The organism is Nocardiopsis sp. NPDC058631 (genome assembly GCF_042716955.1).
GTDB lineage: Bacteria > Actinomycetota > Actinomycetes > Streptosporangiales > Streptosporangiaceae > Nocardiopsis.
In genome coordinates this window covers 1-22,419 of the sequence record NZ_JBHXQY010000001.1, presented here as the reverse complement: position 1 = coordinate 22,419, position 22,419 = coordinate 1, and the positions used below count along the sequence as shown (strand labels likewise).

21 protein-coding genes and 3 tRNA genes are annotated in these 22,419 nt (G+C 73.7%); 14 read left to right on the top strand and 10 right to left on the bottom strand.

Annotated elements, in window-relative coordinates:
* Positions 1-52 precede the first annotated feature (52 nt).
* Both ACFWTE_RS00120 and ACFWTE_RS00115 read left to right on the top strand, forming a co-directional pair.
* Positions 53-1,084, top strand: coding sequence for a serine hydrolase domain-containing protein (locus ACFWTE_RS00120; RefSeq protein WP_378776285.1), 1,032 nt, complete (start codon positions 53-55; stop codon positions 1,082-1,084).
* Complete coding sequence (locus ACFWTE_RS00115; protein WP_378776283.1) at positions 1,081-1,467, top strand: hypothetical protein; 387 nt, start codon at positions 1,081-1,083, stop codon at positions 1,465-1,467. Before ACFWTE_RS00120 ends, ACFWTE_RS00115 begins: the two co-directional genes overlap by 4 nt.
* An 86-nt stretch (positions 1,468-1,553) precedes the next feature.
* Here ACFWTE_RS00115 and ACFWTE_RS00110 read toward each other — a convergent pair whose 3' ends face one another.
* Positions 1,554-1,973 carry a nuclear transport factor 2 family protein gene (locus ACFWTE_RS00110; protein ID WP_378776280.1) on the bottom strand — a complete coding sequence of 140 codons (420 nt, stop codon included), beginning with the start codon at positions 1,971-1,973 and terminating at the stop codon, positions 1,554-1,556.
* A 134-nt stretch (positions 1,974-2,107) separates the two neighbouring features.
* Here ACFWTE_RS00110 and ACFWTE_RS00105 point away from each other — a divergent pair, with 134 nt between their 5' ends.
* The 10 genes from ACFWTE_RS00105 to ACFWTE_RS00060 all read left to right on the top strand — a co-directional run bounded on the left by ACFWTE_RS00105 (position 2,108) and on the right by ACFWTE_RS00060 (position 12,599).
* Positions 2,108-2,677, top strand: coding sequence for a PadR family transcriptional regulator (locus tag ACFWTE_RS00105; RefSeq protein WP_378776278.1), 570 nt, complete (start codon positions 2,108-2,110; stop codon positions 2,675-2,677).
* Between the two features lie 128 nt (positions 2,678-2,805).
* A complete protein-coding gene (locus ACFWTE_RS00100) occupies positions 2,806-3,798 on the top strand; it encodes an alpha/beta fold hydrolase (protein ID WP_378776675.1) in 993 nt (330 codons plus the stop codon).
* 463 nt (positions 3,799-4,261) lie between these two features.
* Positions 4,262-4,447, top strand: a complete 186-nt coding sequence (locus tag ACFWTE_RS00095) for a hypothetical protein (protein ID WP_378776276.1) — start codon at positions 4,262-4,264, stop codon at positions 4,445-4,447.
* An 82-nt stretch (positions 4,448-4,529) separates the two neighbouring features.
* Positions 4,530-5,762: a diaminopimelate decarboxylase family protein gene (locus ACFWTE_RS00090; protein ID WP_378776274.1), complete on the top strand. Its 1,233-nt coding sequence runs from the start codon at positions 4,530-4,532 to the stop codon at positions 5,760-5,762.
* A gap of 23 nt (positions 5,763-5,785) precedes the next feature.
* Positions 5,786-7,090, top strand: a complete 1,305-nt coding sequence (locus ACFWTE_RS00085; RefSeq protein WP_378776272.1) for an arginase family protein — start codon at positions 5,786-5,788, stop codon at positions 7,088-7,090.
* Positions 7,087-8,208 carry a diaminopimelate decarboxylase family protein gene (locus ACFWTE_RS00080; protein WP_378776270.1) on the top strand — a complete coding sequence of 374 codons (1,122 nt, stop codon included), beginning with the start codon at positions 7,087-7,089 and terminating at the stop codon, positions 8,206-8,208. The genes ACFWTE_RS00085 and ACFWTE_RS00080 overlap by 4 nt, the downstream gene beginning before the upstream one ends.
* Positions 8,205-9,764: a hypothetical protein gene (locus tag ACFWTE_RS00075; protein WP_378776268.1), complete on the top strand. Its 1,560-nt coding sequence runs from the start codon at positions 8,205-8,207 to the stop codon at positions 9,762-9,764. Before ACFWTE_RS00080 ends, ACFWTE_RS00075 begins: the two co-directional genes overlap by 4 nt.
* An 11-nt stretch (positions 9,765-9,775) precedes the next feature.
* Positions 9,776-10,240, top strand: coding sequence for a hypothetical protein (locus ACFWTE_RS00070; protein ID WP_378776266.1), 465 nt, complete (start codon positions 9,776-9,778; stop codon positions 10,238-10,240).
* Positions 10,241-10,248: 8 nt separating this feature from the next.
* On the top strand, positions 10,249-11,577 hold the full coding sequence (locus tag ACFWTE_RS00065) for an MFS transporter (protein ID WP_378776264.1): 1,329 nt from the start codon (positions 10,249-10,251) through the stop codon (positions 11,575-11,577).
* Positions 11,574-12,599, top strand: coding sequence for a GNAT family N-acetyltransferase (locus ACFWTE_RS00060; protein WP_378776262.1), 1,026 nt, complete (start codon positions 11,574-11,576; stop codon positions 12,597-12,599). Before ACFWTE_RS00065 ends, ACFWTE_RS00060 begins: the two co-directional genes overlap by 4 nt.
* 213 nt (positions 12,600-12,812) lie before the next feature.
* Here the strand turns inward: ACFWTE_RS00060 and ACFWTE_RS00055 are convergent, their stop codons facing one another.
* The 5 genes from ACFWTE_RS00055 to ACFWTE_RS00035 all read right to left on the bottom strand — a co-directional run bounded on the left by ACFWTE_RS00055 (position 12,813) and on the right by ACFWTE_RS00035 (position 19,027).
* A complete protein-coding gene (locus ACFWTE_RS00055) occupies positions 12,813-13,658 on the bottom strand; it encodes an NAD-dependent protein deacetylase (protein WP_378776260.1) in 846 nt (281 codons plus the stop codon).
* A gap of 162 nt (positions 13,659-13,820) precedes the next feature.
* Positions 13,821-17,195: a pyruvate carboxylase gene (locus ACFWTE_RS00050; RefSeq protein WP_378776258.1), complete on the bottom strand. Its 3,375-nt coding sequence runs from the start codon at positions 17,193-17,195 to the stop codon at positions 13,821-13,823.
* Between the two features lie 198 nt (positions 17,196-17,393).
* The gene (locus ACFWTE_RS00045) at positions 17,394-17,756 is read right to left on the bottom strand and encodes a UBP-type zinc finger domain-containing protein (RefSeq protein WP_378776256.1); all 363 of its coding nucleotides are present in this window, start codon (positions 17,754-17,756) and stop codon (positions 17,394-17,396) included.
* Between the two features lie 52 nt (positions 17,757-17,808).
* A complete protein-coding gene (locus tag ACFWTE_RS00040) occupies positions 17,809-18,456 on the bottom strand; it encodes an ATP-binding cassette domain-containing protein (RefSeq protein ID WP_378776254.1) in 648 nt (215 codons plus the stop codon).
* Positions 18,457-18,853: 397 nt separating this feature from the next.
* The gene (locus ACFWTE_RS00035; protein ID WP_378776252.1) at positions 18,854-19,027 is read right to left on the bottom strand and encodes a hypothetical protein; all 174 of its coding nucleotides are present in this window, start codon (positions 19,025-19,027) and stop codon (positions 18,854-18,856) included.
* Positions 19,028-19,725: 698 nt separating this feature from the next.
* Between ACFWTE_RS00035 and ACFWTE_RS00030 the strand changes: the two genes are divergently transcribed.
* Complete coding sequence (locus ACFWTE_RS00030; RefSeq protein WP_378776250.1) at positions 19,726-20,085, top strand: hypothetical protein; 360 nt, start codon at positions 19,726-19,728, stop codon at positions 20,083-20,085.
* A gap of 139 nt (positions 20,086-20,224) precedes the next feature.
* On the opposite strand, the gene ACFWTE_RS00025 is transcribed toward ACFWTE_RS00030, so the two are convergent.
* The 4 genes from ACFWTE_RS00025 to ACFWTE_RS00010 form a co-directional block, all read right to left on the bottom strand.
* Positions 20,225-20,298, bottom strand: a tRNA-Val gene (locus tag ACFWTE_RS00025).
* Positions 20,299-20,328: 30 nt separating this feature from the next.
* Positions 20,329-20,400, bottom strand: a tRNA-Cys gene (locus ACFWTE_RS00020).
* Between the two features lie 49 nt (positions 20,401-20,449).
* Positions 20,450-20,522, bottom strand: a tRNA-Gly gene (locus tag ACFWTE_RS00015).
* Between the two features lie 171 nt (positions 20,523-20,693).
* A complete protein-coding gene (locus ACFWTE_RS00010) occupies positions 20,694-21,125 on the bottom strand; it encodes a roadblock/LC7 domain-containing protein (RefSeq protein ID WP_378776248.1) in 432 nt (143 codons plus the stop codon).
* Between the two features lie 383 nt (positions 21,126-21,508).
* On the opposite strand from ACFWTE_RS00010, the gene ACFWTE_RS00005 reads away from it, so the two are divergent.
* Positions 21,509-22,351, top strand: coding sequence for an aminotransferase class IV (locus ACFWTE_RS00005; protein ID WP_378776246.1), 843 nt, complete (start codon positions 21,509-21,511; stop codon positions 22,349-22,351).
* Positions 22,352-22,419: the final 68 nt, after the last annotated feature.

The window sequence follows — 22,419 nt, the reverse complement described above, 5'->3', positions numbered from 1 at the left end:
GGACTCCAGGAGATCCGGGCCCGGGACACGGGCCCTCGTGGCCGCCTGCGCGATGGCTGTCCTGGTCGTCGCCGCCGGTGTCGCCGTGCGCCCGCAGGTGCCGTCGCTGTCGGGGCAGGAGTCGGGAGACCCCGGCCTGCTCGACCGCGCCAGGCCCCTGCTGGCCGCTGAGGCCCGCGAGCGCGCCGGCGTCGTGGAGATCGACGGCGACCGGACGCGCGTCGCCCACTTCGGCGCCGACGGCGGCACCGTCTACGAGATCGGCTCGGTGACCAAGGCCATGACCTCCCTCCTCCTGGCCGACGCCGTGGAGAGGGGCGAGGTCACGGAGGACACCGAACTGGGCACGCTCCTGGACCTCGGCGACGCGCCCGCCGCGTCGGTCACCCTCGCGGAGCTGGCCGGCCACCGCTCCGGCCTGCCCCGGCTCCCCGCCGGCCTCTCCGAAACGGTCGGAGCGGTCGTCGCCAACTACCGGGGGAGCGACCCCTACCGGGCCGACCTGGACACGCTCCTCGCGCAGGTCGCCGCAGCCGAGCTGAGCGGCCGGGGCGAGGTCGCCTACTCCAACATGGGCGCCGCCGTCCTCGGCCACGCCGTGGCGGCGGCCTCGGGGACCGACTACCCCTCCCTCCTGCGCGAACGCCTCCTGGACCCGGTGGGCATGGACGCGACCACGCTGCCCGTCACGCCGGACAACCTTCCCGAGGACGCCTCGGTCGGGCACGGGCCCCAGGGGCGCACGGCCGATCCGTGGACCACCGGCGCCTACGCCCCGATGGGCGGTGTCCGGTCCACCCCCGACGACATGGAGCTCCTGGCCCGCGCCCTGCTGGAGGGGGACGCTCCGGGGTCCGACGCCATGGAGCCGCGCCACGACGCGGGCGGCGGTGGACGGGTCGGTCTCGGCTGGTGGATCGACGTCCACGGCGAGACGGCGGTGACCTGGCACAACGGAGGCACGGGCGGGTTCTCCTCGATGCTCGCCCTGGACAGGGAGGGCGGCAGGGCGGTCATCGTGCTGGCCGACTCCTCCCTGGCCGTGGACGACGTCGCGCACACCCTGCTCCTGGAGGCGGAGTGACCACCTGGATCCCCCTCGCCCTCGGAGCCGTCCTCGTCGCCTACCTCTCCCTGGACGCGGTGCTGACCGCCCTGCGGGGCTGGCGCGGCTCGGGGCGGCTCCGCTTCGCCGACCGCTGGGACGCGGTCTCCCGGACGCTCGGCACCGCCGCCATGGCCGTCCTCCTCCTCGTCGTGGTGCAGTGGATCCACCTCCCGGTGGCCCTGTGGTACCTGGTGGTCGTCCTCGTCGCGGCGGCGCTGTCCGGCGCGGTGCGCCGCTGGCCGCAGCTGCCCTGGCGGGGCGGGGACGGGGCGGCCTCCACGCGCAGGGCGTCCGCGCTCGGCGGCGTGGTGTTCCTCGTGTTCGCGCTCTCCCTCGCGGTGTTCGCGCTGGTCCTGTGAGGCGGGGATCCCGGACGGGCCGCCGTGCCCGGCACGAACGCCCGTGCCCGGACCGCGTGCCTTTCCGGGGCGGCCCCGGCCGCTCGTCACACCGGTCCCCGCCCGGCCCCCTCTTCCTCCCGGGCCTCACGGGCGATGCGGTCGAACTGGGCGCCCATGGCCTCGGCGAGTGCGGTGGCGGCGGAGAGGGGGCGGACCATGACGACCAGCTCGTCGACACGGCCCTCGCCGTCGGTGTGCAGGAGGTCGCATCCGTTGATCTCCCGGTCCCCGACCCGTGCCTCGAACACCAGGGCGTGGTCGCGGCCGTCGGCGCCGGAGAACTCCCGGACGTAGCGGAAGTCCTCGAAGACCCGGGAGACGCCGCGCACGACGGCGGCCGTGATGGCCCGGCCCCGGTAGGGCCGGAACGCGACCGGGCTCGTGAACACGACGTCCTCGGAGAGCAGGGCGTGGATCGCGTCGTGGTCGTCCGCCTCGACGGCCGCGCGGAACGGGTGGGTCATCGGGCTCTCCATAGTCAACTTGTTGAATAGGGGTGGGGAGGGTAACAGCGGCCGGCGGGGTGTGTCCAGGGTCGTCCGCGCCGGGAGTGAGCCGTCCGGACCGTCGTTCCCCGGTCGCGGGCTATGCTGCCGGGATGGCACTGCGCAACGCTGTGATGGCCGCGCTGCTGGACGGCGCGGCGTCCGGATACGACCTGGCGAAGAACTTCGACGCCTCCGTGGCCAACTTCTGGATGGCCACCCCCCAGCAGCTCTACCGGGAACTCGACCGCATGGAGGCCGACGGGCTGATCGACGCCGTCGTCGTCGAACAGGAGAAGCGCCCCAACAAGCGGGTCTTCTCCCTGACCACAGCCGGTCGCCGCGCACTCCACGAGTACACGGAGCGCCTGCCCCGGCCCGCCGCGATGCGCGACGAGCTCCTCGTCCAGATCCAGGCGGTGGACTCGGGGGACGCCGAGGCCGTCCGGGCCTCCGTCGCCGAGCGGATCTCCTGGGCGCGCGGCAAACTGGCCCGCTACGAACGCCTGCGCCTGCGGCTGCTCGACGGCCGCACCGAGGACGAGCACGTCGCCCGAGCCGAACGGATCGGCCCCTACCTCACCCTGATGGGCGGCATCTCCCTGGAGAAGGAGAACATCCGCTGGGGAGAGCGGGTCCTGGCCCTCCTGGACCGGCGCGCGGCCTCCGTCAGCGGGACCTGACCCGGTCCGGGGCCTCCGGCGGGCGCCCCTGTGGTCCGGCCCCCGTTCCCCCTCCGTGCCCCGGGAGGGCCCGCCACGCCTGGGATAGCGTGGCCGGCACTGTCGCCCAGGTCACCGAGGAGTACACGATGAACGTCGAACACAGGGACGTCGAGGTCAACGGCGTCCGGTTGCACGTCGCAGAACAGGGGAGCGGTCCGCTCGTGCTGCTCCTGCACGGTTTTCCCGAGACCTGGTACTCCTGGCGCCACCAGTTCGCGCCGCTGGTGGAGGCCGGGTACCGGGTGGTGGCCCCCGACCAGCGCGGCTACGCCCGTAGCGACCAGCCCGAGGACGCCGGCGCCTACACGCTGCCGGACCTGGTCGGCGACGTCGTCGCCCTGATCGCCGCACTCGGTGAGAAGGAGGCGGTCCTCGTCGGCCACGACTGGGGAGCCCCCGTCGCCTGGAGCACCGCCATGATGCGGCCCGACCTGGTCCGCGGCGTCGTGGGCCTGAGCGTCCCGCCGTTCCCGCCCGCGATGATGCCCGCGCCCTCGGTCAGCCGCCGGATCTACGGGGAGGGCTTCTACCAGGTCTACTTCCAGGAGCCCGGCGTCGCCGACGCCGAACTCGCCGCCGACCCGGCCTCGTTCCTGCGCCGCGTCCTGGTCGGCGCCTCCGGCGACAACCCGGAGACGGACCAGGCCCGGCTGTGGATGGTGCCCGAGGGCGGGACGCTCCTCGACGGACTGCCCCCGGCGGACGAACTGCCCTCCTGGCTCACCGAGGAGGACGTGGCGGTCTTCGCCCGCGACCACGCCAGACACGGCGCCCGCGCCTTCACCGGCGGGCTCAACTGGTACCGCAACATCGAGCGCAACCAGACGCTCATGTCACCCTTCCAGGGGCGCGGCATCGACGTCCCCGCGCTGTACATGGTGGGGGACATGGACCTGGTCACCGTCATGCGGGGGATCCCCGAGCTCCGAAAGGCCCTGCCGCTCCTCGTGCCCCGCCTGCACGCGGACGTCACCCTGCCCGGCTGCGGCCACTGGACCCAGCAGGAGCGTCCGGAGGAGGTCAACACCGCCCTCCTCGACTTCCTCGGCCACGTCGAGGCGCGGGAAGCGGCGCGGTAGCCGCCGTCCCGCCCTCCCCGCCCACACGACCGGTCGGGACGCACGAGGGGGCGGGACGATTCCGGGGCGGTGCCCACCGTCGAGGGGGCCCCGTCCCGGTCCACCGGGCATTTCCTGCGCCGGATCAGGGCCGGATTCGTGTTCCCGTGAGGCCCCGGGCGCGTGCGACCAGGTGGCCCGGTTTTCCGGGAGAAGGGCCTTCGCGCGGTTCTCCCGCGCGTTCTCGATAGCCCTTTTCTGGTGTTATGGCATTGTGTTATGCCAGGGAAAATCGCATTTATGAAGACCTTTCTCCTTTTGTTTCCGCGCACGTCGTCATGCCTTCCTGTCCGGAAGTGGTCACTCTGCTGTTGTCCTCTGGCGGGTGAAACTACAGTGGTCGGTGCGTTCGTCCCTCCCTCGGTGAAAACGAATAGGGGGCGAATGCGGACCTTTGTTACCAAGCGCAGTGAAGGGAAGCTCTATGTCCACGCTGGAGTTGAAGCTCGTCGAACTCGAAGCGGAGTTCGACGCCACGTTCACCGGTGACGCCTGGGCCGAGGGCCCCGCCGGCACCGACGAGTCCATCCGCGAGATCGGCGGCGCCGACGTACGCGAGATCTCCATGGACCTCGGCACCCTCGGCGGCAGCCGCCCCCGTTCCAACTAGTTCCCGGCCGGGGAACCCCTCCGGGCCGGTGGTTCCCGCAAGACACCGGCCCGGGGGCACCCCGCCCCGACTGAGGACGCCGATGACATCCGCAGCTCCCCTGTTCACCCCGCCGAGCGAACGCCTCTTCGCGCTCGCGGCCCATCTCCCCACGCCCGCGCTCGTCTACGACCTCCCCGGCATCCGCGCGGGTGTCGAGGCGATGCGCCGGGACGTGGCCCGGCTGCCGGACGCCGGTCTCAACCTCGCCCTCAAGGCCTGCCACACACCCTCCGTGCTCCGCGAGATGGCCTCCCTCGGCCTGGGCTGCGACGTCGCCAGCCCCGGTGAACTGGAACTGGCCCTGGACTGCGGGTTCACGGAGGTCTCCGCCACCGGGCCGGTCTTCGGCGGAGCCGACTTCGACACCCTGGCCGCCCACGGGATCACCCCCGACTGCGACTCCACGGACCAACTCGACGCCTACGGCCGCCGCCGCCCCGGCACCGAGGTCGGTCTCCGCGTACGCGTGGCCCTGCCGCGCGCTCTGGAGGGCGACACCACCTTCGCCTCCGACAGCCGGTTCGGCATCCCTCCCGGCGACCCCGACCTGCCCCGCCTGCTCGAACAGCACGGTCTGCGCGCCACCCGCCTGCACGTCCACACCGGCCAGATGACCCCCGACTCGCTGCGCTACAAGGCCCGCTACCTGCTCACCGTGGCGGAACACCTGCCCGACGTCCGCACCCTCGACCTCGGCGGCGGGTTCCTCCACCTCTACCGGGACCGCGCGCGGGCCCTCGCCGCCCTGGACGACGTGGCCTTCCTCGTCTCCGGCTGGCAGGTGATGACCGGGCGCCGGATCGCCCTGCGCTTCGAGCCCGGCGGCGCTCTGCTCACCCCCTACGGCTACCTGGTCGCCCGGGTGCGGTCGGTGGAGGCACAGCACCCGGTGTTCGGCACCAGGGTCGTCACCCTCGACGCCTCGGCCTGGAACCTCGCACCCTGGCACAACCGGCCGCAGGTCCTGGCCCTGGACGCGCGCCCGTCGGACGTCCCCGCGCTCGTGGCCGGCTGCACCCTCTACGAGAACGACTTCTTCGGTGCGACCCCGGCGAGGGCGCGCACCACCCTGGCCGTCCCCGAGTGCCGCCGCGGTGACCGCTTGATCGTCACCGCCACGGGCGCCTACACCATGACCAACGCCCGGTGGTTCAACCGGATCCCGCCGCCCGAGGAGTTCCTGTTCGACGGCGAACGGATGCTCCCCGCCGCGGAGGAGACCGCGCCCGCGACCACCGCCGCGCCCGCGACCACCGCCGGGGCCACACCCTGAACACGGACCACCCGGAGCCGCCGATGCCCGCCACCGAACCACGCCCCGCCGCGCAGCCCCCCGCACGGGGCGAACCCGCAGCCACGGAGAAACACCCCTGGGGACGGGTGCCCGCGACGGATCCCCCGTTCACCGAGGACACCCTCCTCGCCACCGACCCCGCGCTCGCCCTGCGGTGCGCGGAGGACGGCCGCACCGTCGTGTGGCACACCGTCCAGGGGTGGGAGCTGGGCGTCGGCCCCGCCACCGCCGCCGTCCTGACCGCGTTCGCGCTGCCGCGCACCCTCTCCAGCCTCCCGTCCGGGGAGAACGGGCGCCGTACGCGCGCCGTCGTCCACACCCTGGGGGAGCGCGGACTCATCCGGCGCCACGACCCGGACGGCGTCCCCGCCCCCGGAGGCCGGGGCGGCATGTTCGGCGCCCCCGTGCTCAGCCTCGCCGAGGCCCTGCGCGGTGACGGCTGCGACGTGGTCTTCCTCGGTATGCCCTACGACCTGGGCGCCTCCCACAGGCCGGGGAGCCGCTTCGCCCCCGCCTACCTGCGTCGCACCGGTGGTGCGCTCTTCCAGTACAGGGACACCGCCTCCGGGCCACCCGGGGCGCTGGACCCGGTCACCGGGCGGCGGGTCCTGTCCGGGGTCCGCCTCGCCGACACCGGTGACGTGTCCGCGAACGTCCACCGCTCCGGAGGTCCCACGTGGGGTTCCCTGGAAAGGATCGTGTCCCGCGTCGCCGGCCACGGACGCCTGCCCGTCGTCCTCGGCGGAGACCACTCCGTCACGCTGCCCGTCGTGCGCGGGCTCGCCGACTCCCACGGCTCCCTCGGGGTGCTCCACGTCGACGCCCACAGCGACTACGGGCGGCCGCGGCTGGACGGCGCCCACCTCTACTGCCACCACGGCAACGTCATGGACTGGGTGGTGGGCGACCCCCGCGTGGTCCGCCTCGCCCAGTTCGGCCTCCGCCAGCTGGAGGACCGGCCGGGAGTGCCCGACACCAAACTCCGCCGCTGGCCGGGGACGTCCGCCTGCCGCACCCCCCTCGACGACATCCTCGCGGAACTCCCGGAGGACCTGCCGTACCACCTGACCGTGGACGTGGACGCCCTCGACCCGTCCGTGCTCTCCGCCACAGGGACCCCCCTTCCCGGTGGCTTCACCCACGCGCAGCTCACCGAACTCCTCACCGGGCTGTGCTCCGCGCGGCGCATCGTCGGCGTCGACGTGGTCGAACTCCTGCCGGGGGAGGGCGAGACCGACGGGCTGATCGTCGCCGACCTGCTGCTGCGCGTACTCGACGCCGCCACCCGGACCGGGGGGAGCCGGTGACGATCGTGCCGACGGTCCCCGGCGCCGCGGTCCTGCGCGCCGCCGAGCGGACCCCGACCCCCGTCCTCCTCCTCGACCTGGACGCGGTCTCCGCCGTCGTGGGCGCGCTGCGCGAGGACCTGGCCTGCCTGGGCGACCCCGTCCTGCTCTTCGCGCTCAAGGCCAACCGCTTCGCGCCCCTGCTCCGCCACCTGGCCGGGCTGGGCGTCGGCGCCGACGCCGCCTCACCCGCGGAGTGGCGGGCGGCACGGGACGCGGGAATGGCCCCGGTCAGCGTCACCGGGCCCGGCCTGACCGGAGAGGACCTGGCATCCATGGCACGGGAGGGCGCGCTGGTGGACGTCGACGGCCTCGACCAGCTGCGGGCCCTCACCCGCGCCCCCGACCCCCCGTCCGAGATCGGGCTGCGCCTGCGCGTCCCCGTCGCCGAGGCGGACCGGACCGCCGGACGCCGCCTGAGCCGGTTCGGCGTGGACCCCGCCTCGCCCGTGCTGCACCGCATCCTCACCGAGACGGGGACCAGGGTCACCCGGTTGCACGTCCACAGCGGTGAGATCGGCACGCCCCGGCGCGCCGAGCGCCTGGCAGCCGCGCTCGCAGGCTGCACACGCGTGTTCCCCGAGGTCCGGGAACTCAACCTCGGCGGCGGCTTCACGACCCTGTACGCCGACCGGCGCAGGGCGCAAGAGGCCTGGAGGCGCGTCGCCGACAGCCTCGCGGGCACGCGGGTGCGCGTCCTGCTCGAACCCGGCATGCTCCTGACCGCACTGGCAGGCTTCCTCGTGGTGTCCCTGCGCTCCGTCGAACCCCACCCGGACGGCGGCAGGTGCGCCACGGCCGACGCCTCCGGCTGGAACCTCTTCACCTGGGGGCGCCCCCGGGTCGTGGCCCGGATACCCGAGCGCGGCGGGACGCCCGAGCCCCACCTGGTCGCGGGGGTGACCTGCTACGAGAACGACGTGCTCGCCGAGGAGGTGGCGCTGCCCCCGCTGCACGAGGGGGACCGCCTCGTGTTCAACGCCGCCGGGGCCTACACCGCGAGCATGGCGCGCGACCTGCACGGGTGGGGGCGCCCACGGGAGGTCGCCGTGGGCGGGGACGGAGGGGGACGGGTATGACCGGGACATCCCGCCGCGCCGCGCGCCGGGCCCCGGAGCCGCAGGGCGGCGAGGCCCCCTCCGCCGCGGCGCCACCCGACCCGGACCCGGACGTCACCGCCCTCCAACGGCTGGCCGACCTCTGCTTCCCCCCGGGCGCCGACGGCGCGCCCGCCCCGGACGGGACCGCCCGCGCCGTTCCCGGTCTGGACCACTGGCGGGAGGAGACCGCCGCGCTGCACCTCCTCGCACCCGGCCCCCGGCTCGAACGCGCGCTCGACGACGCCGAGGCCGGCTTCCGCGCGCTGTGGACGACCCACGCCCACGGCTTCACGGACCCCCTCCTCAAGTCACCGCCGCTGGGAACACCCATGCGCCTGCCCGCGGGCAGGCCCTCCACGCACAGCTACGAGCGCAACATCGAGTGCCACGCGCTGGAGGACCGCCTCACCGCCCAGGACACCCGGCTCCGCGGCCACGACGCGGCCCACGTCGTCTACTCCAGCGGTATGGCCGCCATCGCCGGGGTCGTCCAGGGCTACCAGGGGCTCACCCGCCCCACCGCCGACCACCCCCTGCGCCTGACCATGTGGGGCGCCTACTACGAGACCGCGGTCCTGCTCGACCTGATCGGCGACGACTGCCTGCGCTGGACACGGGCCGGGACCCAGGAGGAGCTGCGCGCCGCCGTCACCGGCGGCGGCGCCGACGTCCTCCTCCTCGAACCCGTCCGCTACGAGTGGGAGCTGGAGGTCCTGGACCTGCCCGCCCTGCTGCGCGCATGGCGGGAGCGGCGCGGCGGGCGGCCCGGCCTGGTGGTCGTCGACTCCACCCTCGTGTCCCCGGCCTGGCCCATGGAACGGCTCGTCGAGGAGCTCGCCGCCCCCGGACTCCTGCTGGCCGAGGTGCGCTCCGGGCTCAAACTCGACCAGCGCGGACTCGAACTCGGCAACCTGGGCGTCGTGTCCCTGTACGCGCCACGCGAGGACCCCTCCCTGCCCCCGGCCCGCGACCTCGCCGCCTACCTGCGCAAGATGCGCACCGTCACCGGTGCCGGCCCCGGCCTGGACACCCTCGCGCTGCTCAGCGCACCGTTCGTCCTGGACCGGGCGAACGCCCGCGACCACACCCGCGCCGTCTTCCGCAACAACGCCCTCGCCGCACGCCTGCTCGCCGAACAACGCGGGGGCCTCTTCGCCCGGATCGCCCACCCCTCCCTGTCCGACCACCGGGCCCTGCCGTGGGCGCAGGCGCCCTTCGTCGTCTGCCACCTGCGCGAGGACCGGCTCGACCACCACGGATTCCTGCTGGGGGTCCTGCGCGCCGAGGCCCGGCGCCGCCGGCTCCCCCTCGTCCACGGGTCCAGCTTCGGCTTCCGCGCCCACCGGTTCGAGTGCGTGGTCCCCTCCCTGAAGGAGGGGCGCGGACTGTTCAAGGTCGCGATGGGCTCCCGTGCCGGGTGGGGGCGCACGGCCGTCCTCCAGCTCCTCCTGGAGGTGGCCGCCCACCCCGACACGGCCGCGCTGCGGCGCGCCTTCCCCGACACCGAACCCGTCGACCTGACCGACCTGGAGTGAAGGAGACCCCGATGCCCCCCACCACCGACCGGGTGGACGTGCCCGCCGCCCACACCCTCCTGGGGGAGGTGGCAGCGGCGATGACCGGCCTGCCGCCCTCCGCCCCGGCGGACCTGGACGGGGCCCGCTCCCGGCACACCGAACTCGTCGTGGGCGACGCCGCCCCGGCGGGCACCCGCCGAGACGACTACTACGTCCAGGTCAGCCGGTACGACCGGGGCGACTACGTGCTGCCGCACCGCGACTCCCTTCGCCAGGGGCTGTACATGCTCACCACCTCCGACCGGGACGGGCTGAACGCCCAGCACGACGAGGCGACGGTGGTGTTCGTGCCCGACCGCGCCGGAACCCGCGTCGAGCACGACCCCCGCGCCTGGCACTGGGTGGCCCCCGTCGCGGCCGAGGAGCGCTTCACCCTGGTCACCATCCCGCCGCTTCCACCCAGGGCGGACGCGGCCCGGCGCGAGGCGGGGTAGCGGCGGGCATGCGCGGATTCTCCCTGGTCTGGGCGGGCCAGTTCCTCTCCGTGATCGGATCGGGCACGGCGTGGTTCGCGGTGACCCTGTGGGTGTGGGGCGAGTCGGGTTCGGCGACGCTCTTCGCCCTGCTGACCCTGTTCTCCCTCGCCCCCGGCCTGGCCGTGGCGCCCGTCGCCGGAGTGGTCGTGGACCGCTGCGGCCGCCGTGCCGCGATCCTGGTCGGCGACACAGTCCTCGCCGCCACGTCCTGCACGGTCCTGGTCCTCTACCTCAACGGCGGCCTGGAGATCTGGCACCTGTACGTGATCGCCGTGGTCGAGGGCGTGATGGAGTCCCTGCACATGGTCGCCTACTCCGCGCTGGTGCCCCTCCTGGTCCCCGAGGCAGGCCTCGTCCGGGCCAACGGGATGATCAGCCTCGCCGGCCCGGGCTCGGAGATCCTCGCCCCCGCCCTGGGCGGTGTCCTGCTGAGGGTGGCGGACCTGTCAGTCGTCCTCGCCCTGGACCTGTTCACGTTCGGGTTCGCGGTCCTCACCCTGCTGGCGGTGCGTGTTCCCGAACCGGGGCCGGACCGCGCGGCGGGGCGGCGGGACGCGCGGGGCGGGCCGCGGGAGGGGCCGCGACCGTGGTCGGTGCTCCGCGCAGACCTGGCGTTCGGCTTCCTCTACATCGCCCGGCGCCGGGGGCTGTGGACCCTCCTCGCCCTCTTCTTCGTGCTCAACCTCTCCGGTGCGGTGTCCTACGCCCTGACGACACCGCTGCTCATGCTGCGCAGCGGGGACGACCCGGCGGTCCTGGGGGCGGTGCTGGCGGTCGGCGGCGCCGGCGGCGTCGCGGGGGCGCTGGTGGTCGGCGCGGTCGGGGCGCGGGTGGGCCGGGTGCCGCTCGTCCTCGGGGGGACGGCGGTCGGATCCGCCGCGGGCCCCCTCCTGATGGGGATCGCGCAGACGCCGTGGCTGTGGGCGGCCTCGGCGTTCGCGGCGGGGGCCGCACTGCCCGCCGTCAACTCCGCCTACCAGGCCATCTGGCAGGCGCGGGTGCCGACGCAGGTGCAGGGGCGCGTCTTCGGTGCCCGCCGCCTGCTCGCACAGTCCTCGCTGCCGCTCGGCCTCCTCGTGGCCGGGCCCGTGGTCGACCACCTCCTGACACCGCTGTTCGAGAACGGTGGCGCGGAGGCCGCGTCCGGCCTCCTCGGTGAGGGCAGGACGGGGGCGACGGCCCTGCTGCTGGGGATCGCGGGGCTGGCGGGCCTCGCCGCAGCCCTGCTGGCCGCGGCGTCGCCGCGCCTGCGCCGCTTCGACGAGCCGGCGCGGGAGGACGCGCCGAGCCGATGACGTACTCCGACCCGACGAGAGGAACCGATCCGGTGATCAGCCGCATCGACACCACGGACGACACGGCGCTGCGCGCCTGGCACTCGACCATGCGGGAGGCGGCCCTGGCCGACCGGCCGGAAGCCGCCGTCATGGGCTACGCGGACCTGCGGGGGATGGTCACCGCGCACCGGGAGGACCGGAGGTACCGGGTGTACGCCGCGACCGAGGCCGGCCGGGTCGTGGGCACCCTGCTCATGGAACTGCCCGACCTGGAGAACCGGCACCTGGCCGAGCTGGACGTGTCGGTGGCCCGGGACTGCCGCCGCCGCGGGCACGGCAGCGCCCTGCTCGCCCTCGCCGAGGGGGTGATGGCGGAGGAGGGACGCACCACGGCGCTGGGCGAGGTCTACGTTCCCGACGGGTGGGCAGCCGAGGAGTGGCCGGGGGCCGGGTTCGCCCTGGCACACGGGTTCGAGTCCGCGCACGAGGAGGACTACCTCGTGCTCGACCTGCCGGTGGAGCCCGGGAGGCTGGCCGCGATCCCCACCCACACCGGGCCGTACCGGGTGCGGACCTGGACGGGCGCGTGTCCGGAGGAGCTGGTGGAGGCCTACGCGAAGATGCGCACGGCCATGGCGGAGGACGTGCCCACGGGTGGGCTGGACACCGAGCCCGAGGTGTGGGACGCGGCGCGGGTCAGGGCGGAGGAGAGGCGCCGCGAGGAACAGGAGTACGGCACCGTCGTCTCCGTCGCGCAGTCTCCCTCCGGCGGGCTGGCCGGGTACAGCATGGTCCTCGTCCCCGCCGAGAGCGGGGGAGAGGTCTACCAGGAGGACACGCTGGTGATGCGCGCCCACCGGGGGCTGCGGCTGGGCTCCGCGCTGAAGCTGCGCAACCTGGAGGTGCTCGCCCGCGAGTACCCGGGTTCCACCCAGGTGCGCACGTGGGTGGACCCGGCCAACGCGCCGATGAGGGACGTCAACCTGCGGTTCGGCTTCCGGCGGGTGGAGCGGATGGTGGAGTTCCAGCGCGTCCGTTAGCGGGCGGACCCCGATGACCGCGCACGCGTGCCGACCGGGCCCGCGACGGGTACACGGTCACGGCGCGGGGGCGGCCGGTCGCCGCGCGAGCCGCAGGAGGAACGGGGCGCGGGCTGCGGCCGGGCGGTCACCGCCCGCTCGCCTTCCGCGAGGGGGTCCTGCCCGCCCGGCCCCGGCGGCACCCGCACCGGTACGGGTGCCCGGCGCCGCGGCTCAGGGGGTGTAGGCGCGGACGAGGGAGCGCAGGACCTGCGAACAGCCCGCGTCCACGGTGAGCGCGGCGACGCCGTCCGACCGGGTCTCCCCCCTGTTCAGGATCACCACCGGCTTGCCCTGCTCGGCCGCGCGCTTGACGTACCGGCGCCCCGAGAAGACCGTCAGCGACGAACCCGCCACCAGCAGGGCCGAGGCCTCGTCCACGAGCCGGTAGCCCTCCAGCACGCGCGGTTTGGGCACGTTCTCGCCGAAGTACACGATGTCCGGTTTGAGCATGCCCCCGCAGGAGCCGCAGTCCGCCACCCGGAACCCCTCGGTGGACGCCAGGACCGCGTCGGCGTCCGGTGCGACCTCGACATCGGCGACGCCGTCGGCGAAGTCGGGGTTCAGGGCGGTGAGGCGCTCGGCCAGGCTCGCCCGGCTGACGACCTCGGCGCAGGCCAGGCAGACCACCCGGTCGTAGCGGCCGTGCAGGTCGACGACGCGCCGGCTGCCCGCCACCTCGTGCAGGGTGTCCACGTTCTGGGTGATGACGGCGGACACCGCTCCCGCCGCCTCCAGTTCGGCCAGTGCGCGGTGGCCGTCGTTGGGCAGGGTCCGGTGCACGTAGTGCCAGCCGACGTGGTTGCGGGCCCAGTAGTGGCGGCGGAACGCGGCGTCGCCCACGAACTGCTGGTACGTCATCGGCTTGCGCGGCGGGGAGCCGGGCCCACGGTAGTCGGGGATCCCGGAGTCCGTGGAGACCCCCGCCCCGGTCAGCACGGCCACCGGCCCAGCTCCCAGGACCTCCCGCATCCGGGCGGCCACGACCCCGGGGGTGTCGGGATTGAGCGTGTTCGTCACACTTCGAGGGTACGCGGCCCGCCGGGGCTGCCCCCGCGGAGCCGGAACCGCCCGGCCGCCGGAACCGCCCGGGGACGACGCGGGGGCGGCGCCCGCCCCGTGAGGGACCGGCCGCCGCCCCCGCCGGCCCGGGCCTCGGTACGGGAAGCCCGGGGTCCGGCGTCAGCGCAGGCAGACCAGCAGGTCGCCGCCCTCCACCCGCGTCACGGAGTCGATCGCCAGACGGGTGACGGTGCCCGCCCGCGGCGCGGTGATCGACGCCTCCATCTTCATCGCCTCGATGGTGGCCACCGTCGCCCCGGCCTCGACCTCGTCGCCCTCGGCGACCGTCGGCGTGACCACGCCCGCGAAGGGCGCGGCGATGTGCCCCGGGTTGGACTTGTCCGCCTTCTCCGCGGCGCGCACCTTGGAGGCCAGCGCCCGGTCCCGGATCTGGAGCGGTCGCAACTGGTCGTTGAGCGTGGCCATCACCGTGCGCACCCCGCGCTCGTCGGCCTCTCCCAGGGCCTCCAGCCCGATGAGGAGCCGCACACCGGGGGACAGGTCGACCACGTGCTCCTCCCCCGCGTCCAGACCGTAGAAGAAGTCCGCGCTGGACAGCACGCTGGTGTCGCCGTAGGCGTCACGGTGCTCCTCGAACTCCCGCGTCGGGCCGGGGAACAGCAGCCGGTTGAGCGTCGCCCGCCGGTCGTCGGCCAGCCCGTCCCGGTCCTCCTCCGACAGCTCCGCCACCGGGCGCGCGTCCGCGCGGCCGGCCAGCGCCCGCGTGCGGAACGGCTCGGGCCACCCGCCGGGCGGGACCCCCAGTTCGCCGCGCAGGAACCCGACCACCGAGTCCGGGACGTCGAACCGTCCCGGTTCGGCCTCGAAGTCGGCCGGGGACACCCCCGCCCCGACCAGGTGCAGGGCCAGGTCGCCCACCACCTTGGAGGAGGGCGTGACCTTCACCAGGCGGCCGAGCATCCGGTCGGCGGCGGCGTACATCGCCTCCACCTCCTCGAAGTGGTCGCCCAGCCCCAGCGCGATCGCCTGCGTGCGCAGGTTGGACAGCTGGCCGCCCGGGATCTCGTGGTGGTAGACCCGCCCGGTCGGCGACGACAGCCCGGCCTCGAACGGCGCGTAGACCCGGCGCACGGCCTCCCAGTACGGCTCCAGCTCGTTGACCGCGTCCAGGCTCAGGCCGGTCGCGTGCTCGGAGTGGTCGAAGGCGGCCACGATGGCCGACAGCGACGGCTGCGAGGTCGTCCCGGCCATCGACGACACGGCCCCGTCCACGGCGTCCGCCCCGGCGTTGACCGCCGCGAGGTAGGTGGCCAGCTGGCCGCCCGCCGTGTCGTGGGTGTGGACGTGCACCGGCAGGTCGAACTCCCGGCGCAGGGCCGAGACCAGGCGTGCGGCGGCCGGGGCGCGCAGCAGGCCGGCCATGTCCTTGACCGCGATCACGTGCGCGCCCGCGTCGACGATCCGCTCGGCGAGCTTCAGGTAGTAGTCCAGCGTGTACAGCTTCTCCGCCGGGTCGGACAGGTCGGAGGTGTAGCACAGCGCGACCTCCGCCACCCCCGTGCCGGTCTCGCGCACCGCCTCGATCGCCGGGCGCATCTGCTCGACGTCGTTGAGCGCGTCGAAGATCCGGAAGATGTCCACGCCCGTGGCCGCGGCCTCCCGGACGAAGGCGTTGGTGACCTCCGTCGGGTAGGGGGTGTAGCCCACGGTGTTGCGACCGCGCAGCAGCATCTGGAGACAGATGTTGGGCACGGCCTCACGGAGCGCGGCCAGCCTCTCCCAGGGGTCCTCCGCCAGGAAGCGCAGCGCCACGTCGTAGGTGGCGCCGCCCCAGGCCTCCAGCGACAGCAGTTCGGGAAGGGTGTGGGCGACCGTGGGCGCCACCGCGAGCAGGTCCTTGGTACGGACCCGTGTGGCCAGGAGCGACTGGTGGGCGTCCCGGAACGTGGTGTCGGTCACCCCCAGCTGCGGCGACTCGCGCAGCCAGCGCGCGAACCCCTCCGGGCCGAGCTTCGCCAGGCGCTGGCGCGATCCCGGGGACGGCGACCCGGCGGGCAGCGGCGCCAGCTTCGTGACCGGGTCCACCAGGTGGGGGCGCCCCCCGTGCGGCTTGTTCACCGTCACGTCGGCCAGGTAGGTCAGCAGCCGCGTGCCGCGGTCGGCGGAGGGCCGCGCGGTCAGCAGCTGCGGACGCTCCTCGATGAAGGAGGTGGTGACCCGTCCGGCCTGGAAGTCGGGGTCCTCCAGCACCGCCTGGAGGAAGGGGATGTTGGTGGAGATGCCGCGGATGCGGAACTCGGCCACGGCCCGGCGGGCGCGGCTCACCGCCGTGGCCAGGTCGCGGCCGCGGCAGGTCAGCTTGACCAGCAGGGAGTCGAAGTGCGGGCTGATCTCGGTGCCCGCGGCGGAGGTGCCGCCGTCGAGGCGGATGCCCGAGCCGCCGGGGGAGCGGTAGGCGCTGATGATCCCGGTGTCGGGGCGGAAGTCGTTGGCCGGGTCCTCGGTGGTGATGCGGCACTGGAGGGCCGCTCCGCGCAGGTAGACGGTCTCCTGCGCGATCCCGAGGTCGGCCAGGGTCTCGCCGGAGGCGATCCGCAGCTGGGACTGGACGAGGTCCACGTCGGTGACCTCCTCGGTCACCGTGTGCTCGACCTGGATGCGCGGGTTCATCTCGATGAAGACGTGGGTGCCGTCCTCACCGACCAGGAACTCGACCGTGCCCGCGTTGCGGTAGCCGATCTGGCGGGCGAAGCGGACCGCGTCCTGGCAGATGCGGTCGCGCAGCGCGGGGTCCAGGTTGGGTGCCGGCGCCAGCTCGATGACCTTCTGGTGCCGCCGTTGCAGCGAGCAGTCCCGCTCGAAGAGGTGGACCACGCCGCCCTGCCCGTCGGCGAGGATCTGCACCTCGATGTGGCGCGGGTTCACCACGGCCCTCTCCAGGAACACCGTGGCGTCCCCGAAGGCGGTGGTGGCCTCGCGCATGGCGGCCTCGATCGACTCGCGCAGCTGCGTGGCGTGCAGGACGCGGCGCATACCGCGTCCGCCTCCGCCCGCGACGGCCTTGACGAACAGCGGGAAGCCGATCCCCTCGGCGGCGGCGACCAGGGCCTCCACGTCGTCGGAGGGCTCGCTGGACTCCAGGACCGGGACGCCGGCCTCCCGGGCGGCGGCCACGGCGCTGGCCTTGTTGCCGGTCAGGTCCAGGACCTCGGCGGGCGGGCCGACGAAGGTGATGCCCGCCTCCGCGCAGGCACGGGCCAGCCCGGGGTTCTCGGACAGGAAGCCGTAGCCCGGATAGACCGCGTCGGCCCCGGCCTCGTGTGCGGCGCGGACGATCTCGTCGACGGACAGGTAGGCGCGGACCGGGTGGCCCGGCTCGCCGATCTGGTAGGCCTCGTCGGCCTTGAGCCGGTGGAGGGAGTTGCGGTCCTCGTGGGGGAAGACGGCGACGGTGCGGGCGCCCAGTTCGTATCCGGCGCGCAGGGCGCGGATGGCGATCTCGCCTCGGTTGGCCACGAGCACTTTGCGGAACATGCCGGGTTCCTCCTGATCGTCAGGTGTGATGCCGGGGCGTTCGTTCCGGCGCCGTTGCCGGGGCCCACGGGAGGGTGGATCACGGGCACCCTAGCCACCCGGCGGGAACTGGCCGCCACCTGGGGGCGTCCTTCACACGGGCGGCGGCCTGCGGCGGACGTCCCCGGGTGGCGGGGAGGGGCGTCGGGCGCCCGGGGCTCAGGGGTTGACGCGCTCCTTCCAGTCGGGCGGGACCTGCCCCTCGGGTCCGGGAACCGGCTGTTCCACCGGGTGGCTGCTCGGCGGCGCGAGCTCCGGGCCGATCGCCATCTGCTGCCCCCGGAAGTCGAAGAACCAGTCCTCGCCCGGTTCGAAGCTCTGGATGATCGGGTGGCCCGTGTCCTCGTGGTGAAGCGTGGCGTGCCGGGCGGGCGACGAGTCGCAGCAGCCGACGTGCCCGCAGGCGGCGCACCGGCGCAGGTGCACCCACCACCCGCCGCCCTCCGCGCACTCCTGGCAGCCGGTCCCGCTCGGCGGCACGGACGGGTCGATCTCGGGAACAGCGTTCTCTCCGTTGCTCATGGGAACAACGCTACTCACCGGCCCCCCGATCCGAACGCGACCCGCGGGCACCTCACCCCGACTCCTCCGCCTCCAGCGCCTCGCGCACCCCCTCGGCGGTGGTCTCCCGCAGTTCCTCGTCCACGGGCAGCCACCGGGTGATCCCGACCGGCTCCAGGAAGGACAGGTCGTGGCCGGCGATCACGAGCGCGCCCTCGAAGGAGTCGAGCGCTCCCGACAGCTGCCGCACGCCGGACCTGGCGAGGTTGTTGGTCGGCTCGTCCAGCAGGAGCAGCTGCGGGACCGGCGCGGCGAGGGCGGCCCGGAGGCGCTCCCCGCCCGAGAGGGTGCCCGCGGCCTGTTCGGCGCGCTTGCCCTTGAACAGGAACCGTGCGAGCTGGGACCGGATCTGCTGGTCGGTGACCCCCGGCGCCATGCGCGACGCGTTCTCCATCACGCTCAGCTCGTCGTCGAGCAGGTCCAGCCGCTGCGGTAGGAACCGCATCGGCACGAACACCTCGGCCTCGCCGGCCGCGGGCGCGAGCTGCCCGGCGAGCGTGCGCAGCAGGGTGGACTCGCCGGTGCCGTTGGCGCCGACGAGCCCGGTACGGCCCTGGCCGACGGTGAGGGAGAGCCCGTCGAGGACGGGCGTGCCGTCCGCCCACTGGAAGGACAGGGCGGAGCAGGTCAGAAAGACTCCGGTGGCGGGTGCACTCGACATGGTGGTCCTCGCGGTCGCAAGCGCTGTGACAGGTGGTTTCGTGGGCGAGCACCACGCGGCGGCCGGATCGAGGAAGCCGGGTCCCGGGAGGTCGGGGACCACTGGCGCCGAGGTCGCAGACACGCGCGGTCACGGACGGCGTGGAAGCCAGTCGTAGCGTGACCGGTGTACGGCTCAGCCGTACCGCGTGATGGTCGCGGACCTCAGATGCGCAACGTCCACCCCTGTCGTCGACAACAGGACGTGGGCCACTGCAGGGGGTGGGCGGACCGGAAGCAAACCGTGTTTCCCGCATGTCGAAAGCCCGGCTCGGGCCGGGCGGGCCGCGCCGGGCCCGCGCGGCCCGGTGCGGGAGACCCGCGGCGGGGCCGTGACGGAACCGGCACGGGAGCCGGGGTCACCGGCGGCCGCGGCGCCCCCAGCCGGAGCCGTAGCCGGCCACGTGCAGGGCGAGGAACAGCAGACCGGCGAGGGTGAGGGTCCTCGGGGTGACCAGGTCCTGGATGTTCTGTCCGAGGAGCTCCAGGAGCAGCGCCAGTCCGAACAGGACGGCGGCGATGGTGGCGAACACGTGTGCCTCCGGGGGAGTAGGTGTGTTCCGGGGTGCTACCCGTGTACCCGCCGATCGGGAGGGTAACCACGGTGTTCCTCCCCTGTGGTCTCCGCGCCCCACCGCGCCCCGCCCGCGGGGGCGGGGCACCCCGGATCGGCGACGGCCCACCGCGCCCCGCCCGCGGGGGCGGGCCGGGCCGGGACCGGGGTCCGGCCGCGTGTCACTGGTCGGTGGCCGGGCGCTCCTGCGCAGACCCCTCCCGCCCCTCGGGGCGGTCCGCCGGACCCTCCGGGGAGGCGCGGGGGTGGTGGCCGCCGTCGGGCGGCGCGCCCTGGGACCTCTCGTGCGGGGGCCGGGTGGAGGGCGGAGCGTCCCCGGGCTGCTGTCCCTGGGAGCCGTTCAGGCCCGTTGGAGCGGTTGGGAGACCTTGCGATCTCCGTTTCGTCCCCACATCACGGAGGTAGTACAACCGCCTGCATCCCGGCCCGAGGAATCGCACAGCAGGTTCGCAAGGGTAGGGCTCAGCCCTTGGACGGCTCCCTCCCACTGTCCATGACCCGTGGGGGATCGTGGACGAAGTTGGCTGTTCAGGTAGGCGAACCCGCGTTCGACCTGGACGACCCGGTCGGGGTGAAACGCATGTGGAAACGCGGGTGGGCGGCCAACCAGACCTTGCCTGCGGGGGCCTTGCGGGTGGCGTAGTTGTCGCAGACCGGGTGCACGTCCAACCCAGCGGGCACTCGCCGATCGATGAGGGGCAAGAACTTGACGAAGTCGATCGCGCGGTGGTCACCGGCCAGGCACGCGATGTCGCCCGCGCGACCAGGCTCGGCCACACGGTTCCGGGGATGGGCCGGGTCTACGAACACGTCACCCCGGAGATGGAGCGGCGTGTACGCAGCGTGCTGGAAGGCCGGTGGGTGCGGAGCGTGGACGCTCTGACCTACTGGGAGCGGGACCGGCTGTTCGGTTTGGCGCCGATCCCGCAAGAGCACCACCGTGGAAACAGCGAAAGCGGGCTCCCGGAGGAACCCGCTTCGAAGTCGATCTCCCAGATATCTCCCAGGGCGGGATGATCATCTTCGCCGCCACGGCCAGATGACTCTCTGACCTGTGGTGGCGCATGACCGGGGGTCTGGGGGGCCGTCCCCCGGGGAATGACGAAGGCGACCCGGTGAGCGCGGTGACGCGCGAACAGGGTCGCCTTGAGTCGAGTGGGCGATACAGGACTCGAACCTGTGACCTCTACCGTGTCGAGGTAGCGCTCTAACCAACTGAGCTAATCGCCCTCATCGGGGGATGAGGTACTGCGTACTGCGAGGCGGAGACGGGAATCGAACCCGTGTGCAGGGATTTGCAGTCCCTTGCCTCAACCACTCGGCCACTCCGCCAGGAAACGACATGGGGGACCGTCGAGTGACACCCATGCGGGCCTCTCCGAGCGGACGACGGGATTCGAACCCGCGACCCTCACCTTGGCAAGGTGATGCTCTACCAGCTGAGCCACGTCCGCACGGCGAGTGCTGTGGACCTCCGAGATCTCCCTCGTCCGTCCCCCTCGCTGCGTTAAGAACTCTAGCGGATACCCGGCCAAGCGCGAAATCGGATCGGTGGGGCGCACGCGGAACCGCGCCCGCGCCCTGCCGTGGCAGGCCCAGCGGACGACCTGCCGCGGTGGCAGGAGTCAGTTCTCCACGTGCGCGGGTGTCGAGGGCATGTCGGGGCGCGGGGGCGCGGAGAGGTACTGGCCGACGCGTTCGATGACCTTGTTCATCTCGTAGGCGATCAGGCCCACGTCGCTGTCGGAGTCGGACATCAGCGCCATGCAGGCTCCCTCGCCTGCGGCGGCGACGAAGAGGAAGGCGCGGTCCATCTCGATGATGCTCTGGCGGATGTCGCCGGCGGAGAACTGCCTGCTCGCCCCGCCCGCGAGGCTGTGCAGCCCCGAGGCGATGGCCGACAGGTGTTCGGCGGCAGGGCGGTCGAGGCCGCTGGAGGTGGCCATGAGGAGCCCGTCGGTGGACAGCACGATGGCGTGCTGTGTTCCGGAGGCGCGCGTGAGGAGGTCGTCCAGCAGCCAGCTGAGTTCTCCGCGGGCGGTGCTCGGTGGGGTCATGTCTCTCTTTGCTCTGTCAGTGTTCGGGTGTGCCGGGGACACGTGCACCCGGGGTGCGGCAGGATCGGTCGGGAGGGGAGAGCTCGGATCAGCTGCGACCGGTCCCGCATAAGCGTTGCCCAGATGATAGTCATTCGTAACTTATCTGTCTGGCAGTCACAGCGTGTGTCGGGCGGTCCGTGCTCGGGTTCGAAGCGTGTGACCAGTCCTGATGGGCGGCTCCCGGCGCGGTGGAAGCCGGATCGGAGGCCGGTGCTGGTCACTGCCCTTGCCAATCCCGAGGCACGGCGGGTAGGGAGGGCCCCGGGCCCCGGTGGCCGCCGAGGTGGGAGTATCGGGAAGTCACCGGCCCGACCTGGGCACTTGAGAACGTGGGGGTTGGAATGAGGGTGTGGATCGCGGGTGCCGGGTACGGCCGCGGCGCCGTCGTCGACGAGAGCGAGGCGCGCATCTCCGCGCTCGACCACGGGATCACCGTGGGGGACGGGGTCTTCGAGACCGTGCGGTCCCGCAACGGCCGCCCGTTCGCGCTCACCCGCCACCTGCGCAGGCTGGCCCGCTCCGCGGCGGGTCTGGGGATGGCCGAGCCCGACCTGGAGCTGGTCGCCGACGGCGTCGCCCTGGCCGTGGCCGCCAACCCCGAGTTGGCCGACGCCCGTGTGCGCGTCACCGTGACCGACGGCGCGGGCCCGCTGGGATCGGACCGCTCCCCGGGTGAGCAGACCGTCATCGTGGCGCTGGGCCCCTTCCCGGGGATCCCCCCGCACACGGACGTGGCGCTGGCCCCGTGGCCGCGTAACGAGTTCGGCGCCCTGGCGGGCCTCAAGACCACCTCGTACGCCGACAACGTGCGCGCGCTGGCCCACGCCAAGGAGAGGGGGGCGAGCGAGGCGGTCTTTCGCAACGTGAGCGGGAACCTCTGCGAGGGCACCGGCAGCAACATCTTCGTGGTGCTCGACGGCGCGCTGGTCACCCCGCCCCTGTCGGCCGGGCCGCTCGCGGGCATCACCCGGGAGCTGGTCCTGGAGTGGTTCGGAGGCGAGGAGGCGGACGTGCCGATGGAGCGACTGCCGGAGGCCTCCGAGGCGTTCTTGACCTCGACGGGTCGCGACGTCCAACCGATCCTGCACATCGACGGCCGACAGGTCTCGTCCGAGCCCGGACCGGTGACGGCCAAGGCCATGGCCGTGTTCGCCGAGCGCTCCGCCGCCGACCTCGACCCGTGACCGGCGCGGGGCCGGGCCCTCCCGGCCCCTGACACGACGTAAGCGGCGGCCGGGAGGCCGACCAGCCC

What these genes read in the sequence shown, in the direction of transcription:
- ACFWTE_RS00050 (WP_378776258.1), bottom strand. Translation starts at nt 17,195, where the DNA reads ATGTTCCGCAAAGTGCTCGTGGCCAACCGAGGCGAGATCGCCATCCGC.
- ACFWTE_RS00070 (WP_378776266.1), top strand. Translation starts at nt 9,776, where the DNA reads ATGCCCCCCACCACCGACCGGGTGGACGTGCCCGCCGCCCACACCCTC.
- ACFWTE_RS00090 (WP_378776274.1), top strand. Translation starts at nt 4,530, where the DNA reads ATGACATCCGCAGCTCCCCTGTTCACCCCGCCGAGCGAACGCCTCTTC.
- ACFWTE_RS00075 (WP_378776268.1), top strand. Translation starts at nt 8,205, where the DNA reads ATGACCGGGACATCCCGCCGCGCCGCGCGCCGGGCCCCGGAGCCGCAG.
- ACFWTE_RS00060 (WP_378776262.1), top strand. Translation starts at nt 11,574, where the DNA reads ATGACGTACTCCGACCCGACGAGAGGAACCGATCCGGTGATCAGCCGC.
- ACFWTE_RS00005 (WP_378776246.1), top strand. Translation starts at nt 21,509, where the DNA reads ATGAGGGTGTGGATCGCGGGTGCCGGGTACGGCCGCGGCGCCGTCGTC.
- ACFWTE_RS00095 (WP_378776276.1), top strand. Translation starts at nt 4,262, where the DNA reads ATGTCCACGCTGGAGTTGAAGCTCGTCGAACTCGAAGCGGAGTTCGAC.
- ACFWTE_RS00040 (WP_378776254.1), bottom strand. Translation starts at nt 18,456, where the DNA reads ATGTCGAGTGCACCCGCCACCGGAGTCTTTCTGACCTGCTCCGCCCTG.
- ACFWTE_RS00120 (WP_378776285.1), top strand. Translation starts at nt 53, where the DNA reads ATGGCTGTCCTGGTCGTCGCCGCCGGTGTCGCCGTGCGCCCGCAGGTG.
- ACFWTE_RS00105 (WP_378776278.1), top strand. Translation starts at nt 2,108, where the DNA reads ATGGCACTGCGCAACGCTGTGATGGCCGCGCTGCTGGACGGCGCGGCG.
- ACFWTE_RS00100 (WP_378776675.1), top strand. Translation starts at nt 2,806, where the DNA reads ATGAACGTCGAACACAGGGACGTCGAGGTCAACGGCGTCCGGTTGCAC.
- ACFWTE_RS00085 (WP_378776272.1), top strand. Translation starts at nt 5,786, where the DNA reads ATGCCCGCCACCGAACCACGCCCCGCCGCGCAGCCCCCCGCACGGGGC.
- ACFWTE_RS00045 (WP_378776256.1), bottom strand. Translation starts at nt 17,756, where the DNA reads ATGAGCAACGGAGAGAACGCTGTTCCCGAGATCGACCCGTCCGTGCCG.
- ACFWTE_RS00110 (WP_378776280.1), bottom strand. Translation starts at nt 1,973, where the DNA reads ATGACCCACCCGTTCCGCGCGGCCGTCGAGGCGGACGACCACGACGCG.
- ACFWTE_RS00065 (WP_378776264.1), top strand. Translation starts at nt 10,249, where the DNA reads ATGCGCGGATTCTCCCTGGTCTGGGCGGGCCAGTTCCTCTCCGTGATC.
- ACFWTE_RS00010 (WP_378776248.1), bottom strand. Translation starts at nt 21,125, where the DNA reads ATGACCCCACCGAGCACCGCCCGCGGAGAACTCAGCTGGCTGCTGGAC.